Source organism: Aliivibrio wodanis (assembly GCF_052920805.1).
The window spans coordinates 381,290-398,547 of the sequence record NZ_JBREXA010000001.1 but is presented as its reverse complement, the minus strand read 5'-3'; the positions used below and the strand labels follow the sequence as shown (position 1 = coordinate 398,547).

The 17,258-nt window shown below is 36.2% G+C and carries 18 protein-coding genes and 2 pseudogenes; 17 read left to right on the top strand and 3 right to left on the bottom strand.

Annotated elements, in window-relative coordinates; translation table 11 throughout:
• Nucleotides 1-145: 145 nt before the first annotated feature.
• The 3 genes from pntA to ACU5DF_RS01790 all read left to right on the top strand — a co-directional run bounded on the left by pntA (nucleotide 146) and on the right by ACU5DF_RS01790 (nucleotide 4,351).
• Nucleotides 146-1,702, top strand: coding sequence for a Re/Si-specific NAD(P)(+) transhydrogenase subunit alpha (gene pntA / locus ACU5DF_RS01800; protein WP_446711571.1), 1,557 nt, complete (start codon nucleotides 146-148; stop codon nucleotides 1,700-1,702).
• A gap of 11 nt (nucleotides 1,703-1,713) precedes the next feature.
• On the top strand, nucleotides 1,714-3,090 hold the full coding sequence (gene pntB / locus ACU5DF_RS01795) for a Re/Si-specific NAD(P)(+) transhydrogenase subunit beta (RefSeq protein ID WP_446711570.1): 1,377 nt from the start codon (nucleotides 1,714-1,716) through the stop codon (nucleotides 3,088-3,090).
• Nucleotides 3,091-3,394: 304 nt separating this feature from the next.
• Nucleotides 3,395-4,351 carry a tyrosine-type recombinase/integrase gene (locus ACU5DF_RS01790; protein WP_446711569.1) on the top strand — a complete coding sequence of 319 codons (957 nt, stop codon included), beginning with the start codon at nucleotides 3,395-3,397 and terminating at the stop codon, nucleotides 4,349-4,351.
• 147 nt (nucleotides 4,352-4,498) lie between these two features.
• On the opposite strand, the gene ACU5DF_RS01785 is transcribed toward ACU5DF_RS01790, so the two are convergent.
• Nucleotides 4,499-5,065: a PhnA domain-containing protein gene (locus ACU5DF_RS01785; RefSeq protein ID WP_045103898.1), complete on the bottom strand. Its 567-nt coding sequence runs from the start codon at nucleotides 5,063-5,065 to the stop codon at nucleotides 4,499-4,501.
• 304 nt (nucleotides 5,066-5,369) lie between these two features.
• Here ACU5DF_RS01785 and ACU5DF_RS01780 point away from each other — a divergent pair, with 304 nt between their 5' ends.
• Nucleotides 5,370-6,173 (top strand): phytanoyl-CoA dioxygenase family protein, encoded by an 804-nt coding sequence (locus tag ACU5DF_RS01780; protein WP_446711568.1) that lies wholly within the window; start codon nucleotides 5,370-5,372, stop codon nucleotides 6,171-6,173.
• A gap of 617 nt (nucleotides 6,174-6,790) precedes the next feature.
• Here ACU5DF_RS01780 and ACU5DF_RS01775 read toward each other — a convergent pair.
• Nucleotides 6,791-7,126 carry a helix-turn-helix transcriptional regulator gene (locus ACU5DF_RS01775; protein ID WP_446711565.1) on the bottom strand — a complete coding sequence of 112 codons (336 nt, stop codon included), beginning with the start codon at nucleotides 7,124-7,126 and terminating at the stop codon, nucleotides 6,791-6,793.
• A gap of 126 nt (nucleotides 7,127-7,252) precedes the next feature.
• Between ACU5DF_RS01775 and ACU5DF_RS01770 the strand changes: the two are divergent.
• The 8 genes and pseudogenes from ACU5DF_RS01770 to ACU5DF_RS01735 all read left to right on the top strand — a co-directional run bounded on the left by ACU5DF_RS01770 (nucleotide 7,253) and on the right by ACU5DF_RS01735 (nucleotide 12,579).
• Nucleotides 7,253-8,396, top strand: a pseudogene (locus tag ACU5DF_RS01770) (replication initiation factor domain-containing protein).
• Between the two features lie 3 nt (nucleotides 8,397-8,399).
• A complete protein-coding gene (locus ACU5DF_RS01765) occupies nucleotides 8,400-8,726 on the top strand; it encodes a CTX-RstB family phage integration protein (protein WP_446711564.1) in 327 nt (108 codons plus the stop codon).
• A 17-nt stretch (nucleotides 8,727-8,743) separates the two neighbouring features.
• Nucleotides 8,744-8,986 (top strand): single-stranded DNA-binding protein, encoded by a 243-nt coding sequence (locus ACU5DF_RS01760; RefSeq protein WP_446711563.1) that lies wholly within the window; start codon nucleotides 8,744-8,746, stop codon nucleotides 8,984-8,986.
• Nucleotide 8,987: 1 nt separating this feature from the next.
• Nucleotides 8,988-9,212 carry a phage coat protein gene (locus tag ACU5DF_RS01755; RefSeq protein ID WP_446711562.1) on the top strand — a complete coding sequence of 75 codons (225 nt, stop codon included), beginning with the start codon at nucleotides 8,988-8,990 and terminating at the stop codon, nucleotides 9,210-9,212.
• A gap of 148 nt (nucleotides 9,213-9,360) precedes the next feature.
• Nucleotides 9,361-10,851, top strand: coding sequence for a hypothetical protein (locus ACU5DF_RS01750; protein WP_446711561.1), 1,491 nt, complete (start codon nucleotides 9,361-9,363; stop codon nucleotides 10,849-10,851).
• 1 nt (nucleotide 10,852) lies between these two features.
• Nucleotides 10,853-11,053 (top strand): hypothetical protein, encoded by a 201-nt coding sequence (locus ACU5DF_RS01745; protein ID WP_446711567.1) that lies wholly within the window; start codon nucleotides 10,853-10,855, stop codon nucleotides 11,051-11,053.
• Nucleotides 11,054-11,169: 116 nt separating this feature from the next.
• On the top strand, nucleotides 11,170-12,285 hold the full coding sequence (locus ACU5DF_RS01740) for a zonular occludens toxin domain-containing protein (protein ID WP_446711566.1): 1,116 nt from the start codon (nucleotides 11,170-11,172) through the stop codon (nucleotides 12,283-12,285).
• An 81-nt stretch (nucleotides 12,286-12,366) separates the two neighbouring features.
• Complete coding sequence (locus tag ACU5DF_RS01735; RefSeq protein ID WP_446711558.1) at nucleotides 12,367-12,579, top strand: hypothetical protein; 213 nt, start codon at nucleotides 12,367-12,369, stop codon at nucleotides 12,577-12,579.
• Nucleotides 12,580-13,197: 618 nt separating this feature from the next.
• Here ACU5DF_RS01735 and ACU5DF_RS01730 read toward each other — a convergent pair.
• The gene (locus tag ACU5DF_RS01730) at nucleotides 13,198-13,533 is read right to left on the bottom strand and encodes a helix-turn-helix transcriptional regulator (protein ID WP_446711565.1); all 336 of its coding nucleotides are present in this window, start codon (nucleotides 13,531-13,533) and stop codon (nucleotides 13,198-13,200) included.
• Nucleotides 13,534-13,659: 126 nt separating this feature from the next.
• Between ACU5DF_RS01730 and ACU5DF_RS01725 the strand changes: the two are divergent.
• The 5 genes and pseudogenes from ACU5DF_RS01725 to ACU5DF_RS01705 all read left to right on the top strand — a co-directional run bounded on the left by ACU5DF_RS01725 (nucleotide 13,660) and on the right by ACU5DF_RS01705 (nucleotide 17,258).
• Nucleotides 13,660-14,803 (top strand): annotated as a pseudogene (locus tag ACU5DF_RS01725) (replication initiation factor domain-containing protein).
• 3 nt (nucleotides 14,804-14,806) lie between these two features.
• On the top strand, nucleotides 14,807-15,133 hold the full coding sequence (locus ACU5DF_RS01720; protein WP_446711564.1) for a CTX-RstB family phage integration protein: 327 nt from the start codon (nucleotides 14,807-14,809) through the stop codon (nucleotides 15,131-15,133).
• 17 nt (nucleotides 15,134-15,150) lie between these two features.
• The gene (locus tag ACU5DF_RS01715; protein ID WP_446711563.1) at nucleotides 15,151-15,393 is read left to right on the top strand and encodes a single-stranded DNA-binding protein; all 243 of its coding nucleotides are present in this window, start codon (nucleotides 15,151-15,153) and stop codon (nucleotides 15,391-15,393) included.
• Between the two features lies 1 nt (nucleotide 15,394).
• Nucleotides 15,395-15,619, top strand: coding sequence for a phage coat protein (locus ACU5DF_RS01710; RefSeq protein ID WP_446711562.1), 225 nt, complete (start codon nucleotides 15,395-15,397; stop codon nucleotides 15,617-15,619).
• 148 nt (nucleotides 15,620-15,767) lie between these two features.
• Nucleotides 15,768-17,258 (top strand): hypothetical protein, encoded by a 1,491-nt coding sequence (locus ACU5DF_RS01705; RefSeq protein WP_446711561.1) that lies wholly within the window; start codon nucleotides 15,768-15,770, stop codon nucleotides 17,256-17,258.

The following is a 17,258-nucleotide window of genomic DNA, read 5'->3' as shown; positions in this document are numbered from 1 at the left end:
GTTTTTTTACTTGATTGAAGCGAGAATAACCAGATATTTATTTAATGTAATAGAATTGTGTCATTTTATTACAAAATACTTGAATTAATATCGTATGTTCGATACAACTAAAGTATTAATTCATGCCAATAGTAAAGGAATAACTATGCAAATTGGTGTACCTAGAGAAGTACTCACAGGGGAGACTCGCGTCGCAGCGACCCCTAAAACTGTTGAACAGCTATTAAAGCTTGGCTTTACCGTCGTGATAGAAACTAACGCCGGTATTCTAGCAAGCTTTGATGACTCTGCATTTGAAAAAGCCGGCGCTACGATTGTGTCTTGTGATGATGTGTGGAAATCAGAACTTATCCTCAAAGTAAATGCACCTCAGCTTAATGCTGAAACCGGTGTTGATGAGTTTGAGCTTCTTCAAGATGGAACTAGCCTCGTCAGCTTTATTTGGCCTGCTCAAAATGAAGAACTACTTGCTAAATTAGCGACAAAAAAAATTAATGTAATGGCGATGGATTCGGTTCCTCGTATTTCTCGTGCACAAGCATTGGATGCATTAAGTTCAATGGCAAACATTGCGGGTTACCGTGCAGTAGTCGAAGCTGCACATGAATTTGGTCGTTTCTTCACAGGTCAAATTACAGCAGCAGGTAAAGTTCCACCAGCAAAAGTACTTGTTGCCGGCGCAGGGGTTGCAGGTCTTGCTGCTATTGGTGCCGCGGGTAGTCTTGGTGCCATCGTTCGCTCATTTGATGTTCGTCCTGAAGTAAAAGAACAAGTGCAATCAATGGGAGCAGAGTTTCTTGAAGTTGATTTCAAAGAAAACTCTGGTTCTGGTGATGGCTACGCAAAAGAAATGTCTGATGAGTTCAACAAAAAAGCAGAAGAGCTATATGCCGCTCAAGCTAAAGATGTTGATATCATCATTACAACCGCTCTTATTCCTGGTCGTCCCGCACCAAAGCTAATTACTAAAGCGATGGTTGATAGCATGCAAGCGGGCAGTGTGATTGTTGACTTGGCAGCGGCTAATGGCGGTAACTGTGAATACACAGTAAAAGATCAAGTCATCACAACAGAAAATGGTGTTAAAGTTGTTGGTTATACAGATATGGTTGGTCGTTTGCCAACGCAATCATCTCAACTATATGGCACTAACCTAGTTAACCTTCTTAAACTTCTATCTAAAGAAAAAGACGGTAACATTAACATTGATTTTGAAGACGTAGTTCTTCGTGGTGTGACTGTTGTTAAAGACGGTGAAGTAACATGGCCTGCGCCACCAATTCAAGTATCAGCTCAACCTCAAGTAAAAACAGCGCCAAAAGCCAAGCTTGAGCCTAAAGTGGAAGAGCCAATGTCTCCGGTTAAGAAATTCGGGATGATCGGGGCTGGTATTGCTGCATTTGGTTGGGTTGCTTCTGTTGCTCCCGCTGCATTTTTAGCTCACTTTACCGTATTTATTTTGGCGTGTATTGTTGGTTACTATGTCGTTTGGAATGTGAGTCATTCATTGCACACACCATTAATGTCAGTAACAAATGCTATTTCAGGAATCATCATTGTAGGCGCATTGCTGCAAGTGGGTCAGGGAAATGGCGTTGTTTCATTTTTAGCATTTATTGCAGTTCTGATCGCGAGTATTAATATATTCGGTGGATTTGCTGTAACCAAGCGCATGCTTGAAATGTTCCGTAAAGATAAGTAAGGGGTAGAATAATGTCAGCAGGATTAGTTCAAGCAGCCTATATTGTATCTGCCGTTCTATTTATCATGAGTTTAGCAGGTCTGTCTAAACAAGAAACCGCTCGTAATGGTAATTACTACGGTATTACAGGTATGGCTATCGCTTTAATCGCGACTATTTTTGGTCCTGATTCAGCGGGTACAGGTTGGATCCTCGTAGCGATGGCTATGGGTGGTGCGATTGGTCTTTACTATGCAAAGAAAGTTGAAATGACAGAAATGCCAGAACTTGTGGCAATTCTTCACAGCTTTGTTGGTATGGCAGCGGTGCTTGTTGGTTATAATAGCTATATCGACCATGGTGAATTAACGGGTGCACTACTAAATATTCATTTAGTTGAAGTGTTCTTAGGTATCTTCATCGGTGCGGTTACATTTACAGGTTCTTTAGTGGCATTTGGTAAATTACGAGGTGTTATTGATTCATCTGCGCTTCAATTACCACATCGCCATAAATTAAACTTATTAGCATTAGTTGCTTCAGCAATACTTCTGTACTACTTCGTTAGTGTTGAAGGCAGCATGTTCGCAATTATCTTAGTAACTCTTATTGCCTTTGCATTTGGTTATCATTTAGTTGCTTCAATCGGTGGCGCAGATATGCCAGTGGTTGTTTCAATGTTGAATTCATATTCTGGTTGGGCAGCAGCAGCAGCAGGTTTCATGCTATCAAATGATCTTCTGATTGTGACTGGTGCGTTAGTTGGTTCTTCAGGTGCGATCCTTTCTTACATCATGTGTAAAGCAATGAACCGTTCTTTCATCAGTGTTATTGCTGGTGGTTTTGGTCAAGATGTTGTGGTTTCTTCAGGTGATGAAGAACAGGGTGAGCATCGTGAAACAACGGCTGAAGAAGTAGCCGAAATGCTTAAAAATTCTAAGTCAGTAGTTATTACTCCAGGATACGGCATGGCAGTAGCTCAAGCTCAATATCCAGTTCATGAAATTACTGAAAAACTGCGAGCACAGGGCATTAACGTTCGTTTCGGTATTCACCCAGTTGCGGGTCGTCTACCAGGTCACATGAACGTACTGCTTGCTGAAGCAAAAGTACCGTATGATATCGTTCTTGAAATGGATGAAATCAATGATGACTTATCTGAAACAGATACGGTTCTAGTTATTGGTGCAAACGATACAGTTAACCCAGCAGCGATGGAAGATCCAAATAGTCCAATCGCAGGTATGCCTGTTCTTGAGGTGTGGAATGCGAAAAACGTAATCGTATTTAAACGCTCTATGAACACAGGTTATGCTGGTGTTCAAAACCCATTGTTCTTTAAAGAAAACACTGAAATGCTTTTTGGTGATGCGAAAGAGACATGTGTTGAGATCAGTAAACATCTTTAATTAAACGTGTTTATTAAATAGATTAAACCGAGTATTTTGTACTCGGTTTTTTTTCATCTGCTTTCCAACAATAATAATACCAATCACAGTCTTCTTAAAATCTTTCCTTAGTATACCTAACATACTTACTCAGCACTCATTTTAGACAGCGATAACGATCCAGATAAAACAGATCTTGATGGTGTTTTTATCATCAATATCTACTCAAAAGATCCAAAATGGATCTCTACTTATTAAAATGTACCTTTGGAAAAGTAGAGAAAGATCATATAATACATATATGTAGGAAATAATTGGTATTTACATGGTTGGTGACAACGTAACACTTGGGATTAATGAGATCTCGGTAGGATTATCCATGCCTAAAGTGAGTAGTTTAAATGCTGCTCAAGCGTATTTGCTCTCTTTAAATTCAGAGAACAGTCGATCAACCATGAGATCAAATCTAAACAAGATCGCCTATCTATTAGGTAAGTTTGATCTAAATAATTGCCCTTGGGAGCAGTTAAATCGTGATTATGTACTTGGTGTTATTGAAGCACTAAAATCTGAAAAATTAGAGTCCGCGACAATCAATACTTACATTGCAGGTATTAAAGGTGTAGCTCAAGAATTATGGCTATCCAAAAAAATAACGACAGAAAACTATCAATTAATTAAACACATTAAGCAAATGAAAGGCTCACGCTTAGCCAAAGGTCGAGCTTTATCGAGTAGTGAAATCCAATTATTGTTTTCTTCATGTAATGATCAAACCATTAAAGGTATTCGAGACAGTGCTATTTTAGGCGTGTTATTGGGCTGTGGTTTAAGACGGTCTGAAATTGTCGATTGTTCTATTGGTAACTTTAATGCAGAAGAAGGGTCATTGCGGGTACTTGGTAAAGGTAATAAAGAACGTATGTGCTATTTACCACAGCAGTCTTTAGCTCTGCTAAGCCTTTGGCTTACCACAGTTCCTGGCGAAAATAATCGTGCTTTATTCACGCGTATAAGACGTTTTGATACGGTAACTACTGATAAATTAAGCTCACAAGCGATATTACACATATTAAATGAAAGACGAAAACAGGCAGGGATAAAGGCATTTTCTCCGCATGATTGTCGAAGAACCTTCGCATCAATGCTGCTAGATAATGGTGAAGATATATCAACGGTAAAAGATGCAATGGGGCATGCAAGTATAATTACCACGCAAAAGTATGATAAACGTGGATTTGAGCGTTTGAAAAAAGCGAGTGAGAACCTAAACTTTATATGAATAAATATATACATTGGTTAGAAATATCTCGGGGTTTTAATTTATATTTTGCATATATACTTAAAAAAATGAATACTGAGAACTTCCAGACATAAAAAAAGACGCAATTAAGCGTCTTTTTTAGTCTGTAGAATTTGAAGTATCGAATTACTTTTTACGACAGAATTCAGCGATTACATACATAGATTGACCGCCGTTAGCTTTACCAGAAACTAAGCGAGGATCGTCACCAAGGCTGATGCCACGGATAACAGTGCCTTGTTTGATAACTTGGTTAGTGCCTTTAACTGGAAGGTCTTTAGTAACTGTTACGTCGTCACCTTTTTTAAGCTCAACGCCGTTGATGTCACGTGGTTTTTCGCCGTCAGCAAGAAGTGCTTTTTCAGCCCATTCTTTAACGTCTTCTTCAACGTACATCATATCTAAAGAATCTTGAGCCCAAGATTCAGAAGCTAGTTTGCTTAGTAAAACGTAAGACATAACTTGAACTGTAGGTACTTGGCTCCACATAGAGTCATTCAGACAACGCCAGTGATTAACATCCATTGTTTCTGAATCTTCAATTTGTGCAGTACATGTATCACAAATCATTACACAGTTATCCACATTGATGTCCGTTTTTGGCGGAACTGCGAATGGTGCAAGAGAGTTTGCAGAACCACATAGTTCACATTTAGAATCGCAGCGAGTTAATAGTGTTGTTTCAGTGCTCATAATTATGCCTGTTTATTTAATTGTGATTGTATTATGCCAAGTTTATACCATAAGACAAAGGAATGCGGTGAGAATACTGTAATTTAATTAGTAATTATTAGGTTTGGTATCACAAGGGTAAACATAGGATTTCAAAGAGGTAAAACATAATCGTAAATGGCGTTACAATTTCAAATTATGATAAGCACAAAAATTGCTTCTGACTCTATTTTGCGTTTATTCTTTCATTAAGCTTGAATGGTCCAGATTTAGCAGTATTATGCGCATCTAGAGTAAGAAACAACACAGAGGCAAGAATCGGAAGATGGTAGACAATCAAAATCAATGGCAAAAAAGCTATGAAGATAAGGGCTATTTTGTCATTAGAAATTATTTTACTCAGACTGAAATTTCATCACTCAGAAAAGTAATATTGAAATTTCATGAGTCATGGAAGCAAGATAATTCAGAATTTTACCATGAAGAAGAAGCCTTCAATTCCTCGTTAATTACAGGCAGTCAGTATCTAGAAAGTAATGATAGGTTAGAACTTTTTAATTTTATTAGTTCTAGAAAAATGATGCATGCTGTCGAGTCCGTAATAGCAGCTAAGCCTGCATTTATGAATACTCAGCTATTTTTTAATCCAGTGAATCCTAAACAAAAAGATTTCTGGCATCGAGACTGTCAGTATGACCATGATGTGGATATTCAAAAAATTGTGATTCACGAGACTCAAGTTGTACATCTACGAGTACCTTTATTTGATGAACGAGGTATGGAGCTAATACCAGGAACTCATAAACGCTGGGATAATGAAGAAGAGTATGATGTTAGACAGGAGGAAAATGGCCGAGAAAGCCATGAAGATATTTCAGGTGGCAAGGTCATTAACTTAGCTGCTGGAGATATGTTAGTTTTTTCTGCTGATATGATCCATCGTGGACTGTATGGGTTAGATAGATTAGCATTCGATATCTTAGTCTTTGATCCGTCGGGTGATTTTGTTGATTATGTTGATGATGATTGTTTACCTGATCTTTCAATGTTGAAGGACATTAATGACCCAAGATTATTTATGAATATTCTGGAATTAAAGTCGAAGGCGAATATGAAGTTAGCAATATAAACAGTGAATAACCAAGGATTACAGATGCTTAGCATTAGTTTTATGGGCTTACTTGGTGTGTTTTCAGGGTCTGAAGAATCACTCTATGAGTGCGCATTATATACAATGTTATGTTGAGATTGCTGTATGCACAATAGCGCCAGCGCATACAGCAACCGTAACATAATGAGTATAATGCGAATTAGTTTGTTATCGATAACATACTGGTATGTCAAAAAATGACATACTTTTTTTTGCGTGGGTTTTGTTGTCTCCAGTTCTTAGCTCTTGTGTCTTTTGAACGTGTGAAAAAGGATCTTCATGCGTAGCATAGAGCGGAGCGTCAACCGCTTTCACTCCATTTAATAATGTATTTCAACTACAAGCCCAAGTGCATTATTAAAGCATTAATTATCCGCCACCCTGCAGAATCGCTTTTAAGTCTTTTTTTAATAATGCTAGATAATGGATTTTTTTGTTTCGAGATGAATCAAAAATGATGGGAAAGGGGCCCCTCTGGGGAGAGGGTCCCATAATTTTTTGAATGAATCGAGATTTTCGAGATAAAACCCCCGTCTAGTATTACGGGGGTAAACCAGACCAACTATCAACGCGGTACGTCCTTTCAATGCGCTATTTTAGCTAAATTCTTCTCTTGTTCTATCGTTTTGACTTTTTATAACTAGAGCTTCAAGTATTGTCATTATTGTTTTTTTTTCATCTTCGTTTAATCTTTCTATTAAGTGCAATTTTGCTTTAATTTTTTCGTTTAGATCTTCACTTACGTTATCGAGTAAGTCTACTGTAGGTCTTGCTAGTGCTTTAGCTAATTTTAATATTTGACTTGCTTTAGGTTCTGATTCTCCTTTTTCCCACTTAAGTATCGTTTGTTGTGTTACTCCTACTCTTTCTGCAAGTTCATCTTGCTTTAAATTTTCTAGAAGTCTGAACTCTTTAATTCTTTCATTAATCATCAAATTTATCTCACAGTAACTGTATTTATTTAATTATAACTACTGTTTTTTTATACATTTAGTTGACTTTACGTTTTTATGTATCTATCGTATACGAAAATATGTACTTGACAGGTTTTTGAGATGTTGAAAAAAGAAGTGGATTTAGAAGAAATTAAGGAAATAGATACGTCTATCAGTCCTTACGTATTCTGCGATTGGCTACGTTTTACATTTCCTTATGTTGATTTGCGTCATCTTCATAAGTCTGATTTGTCAGATATGCGATTTGCTCCGCTTCCAGTTCATCCAAGCAAGAAAAAATTAAAGTTTCGCAAGATGCCTAGACCTAATTACAAGCTAGTAAAAAACGATGAAGAAAAAAAACGCAAGCTTGAAGAAGTCTACAAACAACAATTTAATGTCATGTTGCACGATCGATTAGAGGTTTTTTGCTTAGTTGTTTTGGGCTTACGCCTTGGTAACTGGCGTGAAAAGGGCTTGAATGGTTATGAAAATTCAGCGGGTCTTTTTATTCCTAACACTACTAAGCGCGTGGGCTTTGTTGCTTTAGGTGGAAATAACGGCACTTGTTGTATTGATATTGACGGCACTGGTTGCAAGCATTTATTTAATCAAATAGATGGTTTTAGATTGCACTGGTGGTTAAAACTTTTAGGTGTAGTTCGTTTGTCACGAGTTGATTTAGCCATTGATGACTTTCACGAAATGTTTGGTCGTGAATATGCAAAAACAGCTTTCAATGATAATGCTTTCAGAACATCGCCCTTTGGTCGTGCTCCGAACGGCGGTGAACGTCTTGTTAAAGAACCAAACGGTCGAATTGTTAATGAATCATTTGAAGTTGGAAATCGTCAATCAACTATTTACTGGCGTATTTATAATAAAGCGGCTCAATTAGGGTTAGATTTTCTTTTGGTTTCGCTCAGAAGTTGAATTAAAAAAAGTATCGATTGATGTTCTTTTGAATATTTCGGGTTATTTTGCAGGAATCTGTGCATATTCTGCGAGTATCATTTCTAGTACTCCAGTTAAAATTATTTCGACTAAAAAAAAAGCGTGTCTAGATGTTCATTCACAAATTAGATGGGCGCGTAGACAAGTCGGAAAAACTCTTTTTGATATAGCAAAGCATTTTGATGGTGATTTAGAAAAAACGTTCGGTATTTTAGCAAACGGAAATCCTGACGGTGACAGTATACGGCTTAATGATAAGTTCGTTTTGCCTAATGTTTATAAAAAATTAATGAATGAAATATTGGAGAAATAAATTATGAAAATTGTTGCGTTTGGTTATTCTAATTCTGTTGGTAATTCTAAAAAAAATGGAAAGCCTTATGATATTAAGAATCTACTTGTCGGCAAGCCACTAAGACAATGGACTAATGAACATGGGGTAGGTGAAGCGTCTGGTCATGAATCTATTGAAATGCCATTTGAATCGAATATTGAACTTTTAAATAAAATAAAAAATATTTCTTTCCCGGCTTTAGTTGATTTAAAAACAGAACCATTGCCAGAAGATCCAACGAAAAATATTATTATTGGTTTAGATGTTGTCTGTACTATTTGGGATTCAGTTCCTCAAAATAAAAAATAAAGTATTAAAGGTGAATTATGGCTAATTGTGTAGTTATTAATTCAGAGAATTTACTACAAGTTACTGCTGATACTTTAGAAACTTGTAGTGATTATATATTGCTATCAAAACAAGATTATTCGTTTTGGTTTGATGCTTTAACGATAACCCCAGTTGACATAGGTTCGGCTATTTCATTCGGAATATTTATTGTATTTGGAATGGGATATTTACAAACTTATGCGGTTGGGATTGGATTGAAATTAATTAGGAAAATTTAAAATGAAAAAAAATATTTTGAAAAATAAACTTTTAGTTGCTGGCGTTCTTACTGCTTCAATGTTATCTGGTCAAGCTATGGCGGCAGGTGAAGTCGACGCAATTTTTGGTGCTATTGATTTATCAAGCATTGCTGCATCGGTTGGCGCTGTCGGAGTTTTGATTATCGGTATTGCAATGGTAATGAAAGCAATCACTCTGGGCAAACGTGCTGTAGATAAAGCTTAATGGTATGGCTCAATTAATACATGATTTGATTATATCTACTTATGTTATTTTGGGCGGATTGTCTGGCTTCGCTATGATATATAATATGCGCGGTTAGATTAAATTAATTATTTAGCAGTCTTAGGACTGCTTTTTTTTGGTCTAAATTATGAAAAAAGTATTATTAATATTTTTGATTTTAGTTTCTTTTTATTCTAGTGCTGAAGTTTTTGTTGTTAGTTCGCTTGGAACCAACGGCAATTTACTTGTTGGCTGCGGTTTGCCTGTTGGTACTGTTTTTGATAGTAAAATTAAATCTTGTCCGAAAAAAATGCCGAACGATTCGGACGGAACGACATATACATTTGAATCACTTGTTATTACAACGTCTATTAATGTTAGATATCTATCTTCATATAGAGGTCGCTATGTTTCAGGGAGGGGCAGCTTTATGAAAGCTACTTGTGATGCTCCGAAAAAAATCAATGACGAAACTGGGCTATGTGAAGAACGACCGCCTTGTCAGAAAGGATCTAAAACTGGTGTCATGTCTTGGCCATATTCTAAGTATGGTAGTAATCCTACGCTGTGCCTTTCGTCATGTGAGTATGGGCTTGGAGGTGTTTCTCTTTGTCTTACAAATGGTAATAGTTGCACTGGTGATTTCACATCAAACGGCAAGCAGTGCTCGATTGGGGGCGGAAATGGTTTAGATTCTGGTGGCGACCATCCAACACCCCCGCCAGATGGTTGCCAGTGGCAAGGGACTGGAGATAAAGAAACTTTAGTCTGTAATGGTGATGCAGATGGCGATGGCGAGCCAGACCCTGACGGAACCGAAGACCCTGATGGCGAATGCTCTTGGGATGGTGATACTTTGACTTGTAACGGTGGAACTTATCCAGATAAAGAAACTGGTGGAACTGGCGGTGATGGTGATGGCGGAACTGGCGGAACTGGTGGAACTGGCGGTGATGGTGATGGCGGAACTGGTGGAACTGGTGGAACTGGTGATGGTGATGATGGTGTAGATCCAACTGTCCCACAGCCTGATTTAGACGGTGTTATAAAATCAATTAGAGATTTTAATGCTGATAATAATGCTAATTTGAATTTGATAAATGAAAATCAAAAGATTGGATTTCAAGCTGTTGTTGATGGTAATAAAGATGGGTTTGATAGAATTGTCGATGGTAATAAAGAGGGGTTTGATAGTGTTGCCTCTGCTGTTACTGGCATAAATATACCTGACGTTGATTTATCAAATATAGAGGGATCATTAACTGGAATAGAAAACGGTGTTAATTCTATAACTGGCACTGATATTTCTAGTGCTAATTTTTCAGATTGTTATTCTTCTAATTCGTGTACGTCATTATATGAAACTGAATATCCAGAATATGAAAATATGACTGAAATGATAGATGAGAAAATGTCTGATATTTCGAGTGGTGTAATAAAACAAGTTGTAGATAATTTTGTAAATATTAATATATCGAATGCTCAAAAGCCTGATACCAATGCTTGTTTTGATTTTGGTTTCGTTGATTTCGGTTGTTTTGATTTTTTTAAAGATTTTAGTTGGATTTGGTCATTTATTAGATTTGTATTTATTTTCACTTCAGTAATGACAGCACGAAAAATAGTATTTGGGGGTTGATATGGAATGGTTAGTTAGTTTATTTAATATAATAATTTCTTTTGCTTATTCATCGTTACTTAGTATTCCAAGAATGTTTAAAGATTTATTTTTTTGGATTGTAGAGCAATTTCTTGGTTTTGCTGAATGGCTCGGTAATTTAATATTATCTTTATTTGCACCGATTGACGTTAGTCAGTATTTAACTTTCAATACCGCCTAATGTTAGCTGGGTATTTATGCAACTTGGTTTGCCTAATTGCTTGCTAATTATCGGTACTGCAATTGTTATTCGTTTGACATTACAACTAATTCCTTTTACTAGATTGGGTTCATAATATGATTAATGTAATAACCGGAAGACCAGGGGGCGGTAAAAGTTATGAAGCCGTCGCTTTTCATATCTTGCCTGCATTAGAACGTGGTAGAAAAGTTATTACTAATCTACCTTTGCAGCTTGATATGTTTGTTCAGATATTTGGTGCTGAGGTTCTTGAACTAATTAAGGTTGTCGATGGTCAGTTAAATGATTTCGGGTCTATGGATAGACCCTTTGCTAAGCATGAGGATTATCTTGACGAATGGAAAAATGAGCAAGGTCAAGCGCCATTATATGTAGTCGATGAATGTCACATGGTGCTACCTAATAAGAAGTTAGACTCTAAGATATTAGAGTTTTATTCCTTGCATCGGCATTACGGTATTGATATTACTTTGATAACTCAGAATGTTAGGAAAATGCACAAAGACATTCGAGATATGATTGAGATTCAATATATTTGTCAGAAAAATACAGCAATTGGATCTCAAACTTCATATACAAGAAAAGTTAAACAAGGCGTGTCTGGTGAAGTTGTAAATACATCAATTAGAAAATATAAGCCTGATTATTTTAAATTTTACAAAAGTCATACGGCTTCAAATAGTGCAGTAATTGAAGATTTGGCAGGTGATATAACTCCGTTGTGGAAGCGTTGGCCAGTTATTGGCGCGGGTATTATGTTTTCAATCGCATTTTGTTTAGTTTTGTTTATTATTTTTAAAGATAAGAAAGAGATAGCAGTTAAGACTCCAGAACTACAGCAAATTGAAATTAAAGTTGCGACTAAAGATAAAATAGACCAAGTTGATTTTAAGAAGCCAGTTCATCCGTTAGAAAAATTTACTTTCTTCGTTACAGGCCAATCTAAACAATTTGTAAGAGCAAGTCATCGAGATGATGACATTCCAGATTCTGCTTTAAATTTTTATAGAGTTTATATAGATGTTTATGAAAATAATAAAAAGTTATTTTCAGTTAATCAGCATGATTTGATAAAGCTCGGTTATACGTTTAAAAAAATGACAGATTGTTTTTATGAGATTAGTTATAACGAATACGTTGGTTTAATAACGTGCGGTGAGATAGCAGCTCCAAAAACTGGCATTGAAGCGTTGGGTGTGGATTTAATATAGTTATGTGATGCTTGCAATCAAATTTAATATTTGATTAGTCAAATTCGTGTTATGATTATCAATCAAAATGGAGAAATGATTATGCAAATTAAAGATTTGATTATGTTGTTTGATGCAGGTTCGTTGAAAAAAGCGAAGGTTGTGATTAATCCTTTAGGTTTTGGTTATAACCTTTTAATTGATAAGTATGTTCTTCAGACTCAGAGAGGCGGTGACCGTGTTTATAAAACGATTGACGCTGCTTGTGAGTCTGCATTAAAGATAGGTTTTAAACGTGTTGAGGTTTGTTTATGAGTGTTCAATGTATTTGTAGGAATGGGCGTTTTTTCTATCTGATAGATAGGAAAGCTCGTAGAATTAAATTAATACGCTAGTGCGCATTATATACAATGTTATGTTGAGATTGCTGTATGCACAATAGCGCCAGCGCATACAGCAACCGTAACATAATGAGTATAATGCGAATTAGTTTGTTATCGATAACATACTGGTATGTCAAAAAATGACATACTTTTTTTTGCGTGGGTTTTGTTGTCTCCAGTTCTTAGCTCTTGTGTCTTTTGAACGTGTGAAAAAGGATCTTCATGCGTAGCATAGAGCGGAGCGTCAACCGCTTTCACTCCATTTAATAATGTATTTCAACTACAAGCCCAAGTGCATTATTAAAGCATTAATTATCCGCCACCCTGCAGAATCGCTTTTAAGTCTTTTTTTAATAATGCTAGATAATGGATTTTTTTGTTTCGAGATGAATCAAAAATGATGGGAAAGGGGCCCCTCTGGGGAGAGGGTCCCATAATTTTTTGAATGAATCGAGATTTTCGAGATAAAACCCCCGTCTAGTATTACGGGGGTATTACGGGGGTAAACCAGACCAACTATCAACGCGGTACGTCCTTTCAATGCGCTATTTTAGCTAAATTCTTCTCTTGTTCTATCGTTTTGACTTTTTATAACTAGAGCTTCAAGTATTGTCATTATTGTTTTTTTTTCATCTTCGTTTAATCTTTCTATTAAGTGCAATTTTGCTTTAATTTTTTCGTTTAGATCTTCACTTACGTTATCGAGTAAGTCTACTGTAGGTCTTGCTAGTGCTTTAGCTAATTTTAATATTTGACTTGCTTTAGGTTCTGATTCTCCTTTTTCCCACTTAAGTATCGTTTGTTGTGTTACTCCTACTCTTTCTGCAAGTTCATCTTGCTTTAAATTTTCTAGAAGTCTGAACTCTTTAATTCTTTCATTAATCATCAAATTTATCTCACAGTAACTGTATTTATTTAATTATAACTACTGTTTTTTTATACATTTAGTTGACTTTACGTTTTTATGTATCTATCGTATACGAAAATATGTACTTGACAGGTTTTTGAGATGTTGAAAAAAGAAGTGGATTTAGAAGAAATTAAGGAAATAGATACGTCTATCAGTCCTTACGTATTCTGCGATTGGCTACGTTTTACATTTCCTTATGTTGATTTGCGTCATCTTCATAAGTCTGATTTGTCAGATATGCGATTTGCTCCGCTTCCAGTTCATCCAAGCAAGAAAAAATTAAAGTTTCGCAAGATGCCTAGACCTAATTACAAGCTAGTAAAAAACGATGAAGAAAAAAAACGCAAGCTTGAAGAAGTCTACAAACAACAATTTAATGTCATGTTGCACGATCGATTAGAGGTTTTTTGCTTAGTTGTTTTGGGCTTACGCCTTGGTAACTGGCGTGAAAAGGGCTTGAATGGTTATGAAAATTCAGCGGGTCTTTTTATTCCTAACACTACTAAGCGCGTGGGCTTTGTTGCTTTAGGTGGAAATAACGGCACTTGTTGTATTGATATTGACGGCACTGGTTGCAAGCATTTATTTAATCAAATAGATGGTTTTAGATTGCACTGGTGGTTAAAACTTTTAGGTGTAGTTCGTTTGTCACGAGTTGATTTAGCCATTGATGACTTTCACGAAATGTTTGGTCGTGAATATGCAAAAACAGCTTTCAATGATAATGCTTTCAGAACATCGCCCTTTGGTCGTGCTCCGAACGGCGGTGAACGTCTTGTTAAAGAACCAAACGGTCGAATTGTTAATGAATCATTTGAAGTTGGAAATCGTCAATCAACTATTTACTGGCGTATTTATAATAAAGCGGCTCAATTAGGGTTAGATTTTTTTTGGTTTCGCTCAGAAGTTGAATTAAAAAAAGTATCGATTGATGTTCTTTTGAATATTTCGGGTTATTTTGCCAGGAATCTGTGCATATTCTGCGAGTATCATTTCTAGTACTCCAGTTAAAATTATTTCGACTAAAAAAAAAGCGTGTCTAGATGTTCATTCACAAATTAGATGGGCGCGTAGACAAGTCGGAAAAACTCTTTTTGATATAGCAAAGCATTTTGATGGTGATTTAGAAAAAACGTTCGGTATTTTAGCAAACGGAAATCCTGACGGTGACAGTATACGGCTTAATGATAAGTTCGTTTTGCCTAATGTTTATAAAAAATTAATGAATGAAATATTGGAGAAATAAATTATGAAAATTGTTGCGTTTGGTTATTCTAATTCTGTTGGTAATTCTAAAAAAAATGGAAAGCCTTATGATATTAAGAATCTACTTGTCGGCAAGCCACTAAGACAATGGACTAATGAACATGGGGTAGGTGAAGCGTCTGGTCATGAATCTATTGAAATGCCATTTGAATCGAATATTGAACTTTTAAATAAAATAAAAAATATTTCTTTCCCGGCTTTAGTTGATTTAAAAACAGAACCATTGCCAGAAGATCCAACGAAAAATATTATTATTGGTTTAGATGTTGTCTGTACTATTTGGGATTCAGTTCCTCAAAATAAAAAATAAAGTATTAAAGGTGAATTATGGCTAATTGTGTAGTTATTAATTCAGAGAATTTACTACAAGTTACTGCTGATACTTTAGAAACTTGTAGTGATTATATATTGCTATCAAAACAAGATTATTCGTTTTGGTTTGATGCTTTAACGATAACCCCAGTTGACATAGGTTCGGCTATTTCATTCGGAATATTTATTGTATTTGGAATGGGATATTTACAAACTTATGCGGTTGGGATTGGATTGAAATTAATTAGGAAAATTTAAAATGAAAAAAAATATTTTGAAAAATAAACTTTTAGTTGCTGGCGTTCTTACTGCTTCAATGTTATCTGGTCAAGCTATGGCGGCAGGTGAAGTCGACGCAATTTTTGGTGCTATTGATTTATCAAGCATTGCTGCATCGGTTGGCGCTGTCGGAGTTTTGATTATCGGTATTGCAATGGTAATGAAAGCAATCACTCTGGGCAAACGTGCTGTAGATAAAGCTTAATGGTATGGCTCAATTAATACATGATTTGATTATATCTACTTATGTTATTTTGGGCGGATTGTCTGGCTTCGCTATGATATATAATATGCGCGGTTAGATTAAATTAATTATTTAGCAGTCTTAGGACTGCTTTTTTTTGGTCTAAATTATGAAAAAAGTATTATTAATATTTTTGATTTTAGTTTCTTTTTATTCTAGTGCTGAAGTTTTTGTTGTTAGTTCGCTTGGAACCAACGGCAATTTACTTGTTGGCTGCGGTTTGCCTGTTGGTACTGTTTTTGATAGTAAAATTAAATCTTGTCCGAAAAAAATGCCGAACGATTCGGACGGAACGACATATACATTTGAATCACTTGTTATTACAACGTCTATTAATGTTAGATATCTATCTTCATATAGAGGTCGCTATGTTTCAGGGAGGGGCAGCTTTATGAAAGCTACTTGTGATGCTCCGAAAAAAATCAATGACGAAACTGGGCTATGTGAAGAACGACCGCCTTGTCAGAAAGGATCTAAAACTGGTGTCATGTCTTGGCCATATTCTAAGTATGGTAGTAATCCTACGCTGTGCCTTTCGTCATGTGAGTATGGGCTTGGAGGTGTTTCTCTTTGTCTTACAAATGGTAATAGTTGCACTGGTGATTTCACATCAAACGGCAAGCAGTGCTCGATTGGGGGCGGAAATGGTTTAGATTCTGGTGGCGACCATCCAACACCCCCGCCAGATGGTTGCCAGTGGCAAGGGACTGGAGATAAAGAAACTTTAGTCTGTAATGGTGATGCAGATGGCGATGGCGAGCCAGACCCTGACGGAACCGAAGACCCTGATGGCGAATGCTCTTGGGATGGTGATACTTTGACTTGTAACGGTGGAACTTATCCAGATAAAGAAACTGGTGGAACTGGCGGTGATGGTGATGGCGGAACTGGCGGAACTGGTGGAACTGGCGGTGATGGTGATGGCGGAACTGGTGGAACTGGTGGAACTGGTGATGGTGATGATGGTGTAGATCCAACTGTCCCACAGCCTGATTTAGACGGTGTTATAAAATCAATTAGAGATTTTAATGCTGATAATAATGCTAATTTGAATTTGATAAATGAAAATCAAAAGATTGGATTTCAAGCTGTTGTTGATGGTAATAAAGATGGGTTTGATAGAATTGTCGATGGTAATAAAGAGGGGTTTGATAGTGTTGCCTCTGCTGTTACTGGCATAAATATACCTGACGTTGATTTATCAAATATAGAGGGATCATTAACTGGAATAGAAAACGGTGTTAATTCTATAACTGGCACTGATATTTCTAGTGCTAATTTTTCAGATTGTTATTCTTCTAATTCGTGTACGTCATTATATGAAACTGAATATCCAGAATATGAAAATATGACTGAAATGATAGATGAGAAAATGTCTGATATTTCGAGTGGTGTAATAAAACAAGTTGTAGATAATTTTGTAAATATTAATATATCGAATGCTCAAAAGCCTGATACCAATGCTTGTTTTGATTTTGGTTTCGTTGATTTCGGTTGTTTTGATTTTTTTAAAGATTTTAGTTGGATTTGGTCATTTATTAGATTTGTATTTATTTTCACTTCAGTAATGACAGCACGAAAAATAGTATTTGGGGGTTGA

Bases quoted from the DNA above. Each gene is read 5' to 3' on its own strand.
- pntA (WP_446711571.1), top strand. From the start codon at position 146: ATGCAAATTGGTGTACCTAGAGAAGTACTCACAGGGGAGACTCGCGTC.
- ACU5DF_RS01750 (WP_446711561.1), top strand. From the start codon at position 9,361: ATGAAAAAAGTATTATTAATATTTTTGATTTTAGTTTCTTTTTATTCT.
- ACU5DF_RS01755 (WP_446711562.1), top strand. From the start codon at position 8,988: ATGAAAAAAAATATTTTGAAAAATAAACTTTTAGTTGCTGGCGTTCTT.
- ACU5DF_RS01780 (WP_446711568.1), top strand. From the start codon at position 5,370: ATGGTAGACAATCAAAATCAATGGCAAAAAAGCTATGAAGATAAGGGC.
- ACU5DF_RS01735 (WP_446711558.1), top strand. From the start codon at position 12,367: ATGCAAATTAAAGATTTGATTATGTTGTTTGATGCAGGTTCGTTGAAA.
- ACU5DF_RS01785 (WP_045103898.1), bottom strand. From the start codon at position 5,065: ATGAGCACTGAAACAACACTATTAACTCGCTGCGATTCTAAATGTGAA.
- ACU5DF_RS01745 (WP_446711567.1), top strand. From the start codon at position 10,853: ATGGAATGGTTAGTTAGTTTATTTAATATAATAATTTCTTTTGCTTAT.
- ACU5DF_RS01765 (WP_446711564.1), top strand. From the start codon at position 8,400: ATGAAAATTGTTGCGTTTGGTTATTCTAATTCTGTTGGTAATTCTAAA.
- ACU5DF_RS01730 (WP_446711565.1), bottom strand. From the start codon at position 13,533: ATGATTAATGAAAGAATTAAAGAGTTCAGACTTCTAGAAAATTTAAAG.
- ACU5DF_RS01740 (WP_446711566.1), top strand. From the start codon at position 11,170: ATGATTAATGTAATAACCGGAAGACCAGGGGGCGGTAAAAGTTATGAA.
- ACU5DF_RS01715 (WP_446711563.1), top strand. From the start codon at position 15,151: ATGGCTAATTGTGTAGTTATTAATTCAGAGAATTTACTACAAGTTACT.
- ACU5DF_RS01710 (WP_446711562.1), top strand. From the start codon at position 15,395: ATGAAAAAAAATATTTTGAAAAATAAACTTTTAGTTGCTGGCGTTCTT.
- ACU5DF_RS01790 (WP_446711569.1), top strand. From the start codon at position 3,395: ATGGTTGGTGACAACGTAACACTTGGGATTAATGAGATCTCGGTAGGA.
- ACU5DF_RS01720 (WP_446711564.1), top strand. From the start codon at position 14,807: ATGAAAATTGTTGCGTTTGGTTATTCTAATTCTGTTGGTAATTCTAAA.
- ACU5DF_RS01760 (WP_446711563.1), top strand. From the start codon at position 8,744: ATGGCTAATTGTGTAGTTATTAATTCAGAGAATTTACTACAAGTTACT.
- ACU5DF_RS01775 (WP_446711565.1), bottom strand. From the start codon at position 7,126: ATGATTAATGAAAGAATTAAAGAGTTCAGACTTCTAGAAAATTTAAAG.
- pntB (WP_446711570.1), top strand. From the start codon at position 1,714: ATGTCAGCAGGATTAGTTCAAGCAGCCTATATTGTATCTGCCGTTCTA.
- ACU5DF_RS01705 (WP_446711561.1), top strand. From the start codon at position 15,768: ATGAAAAAAGTATTATTAATATTTTTGATTTTAGTTTCTTTTTATTCT.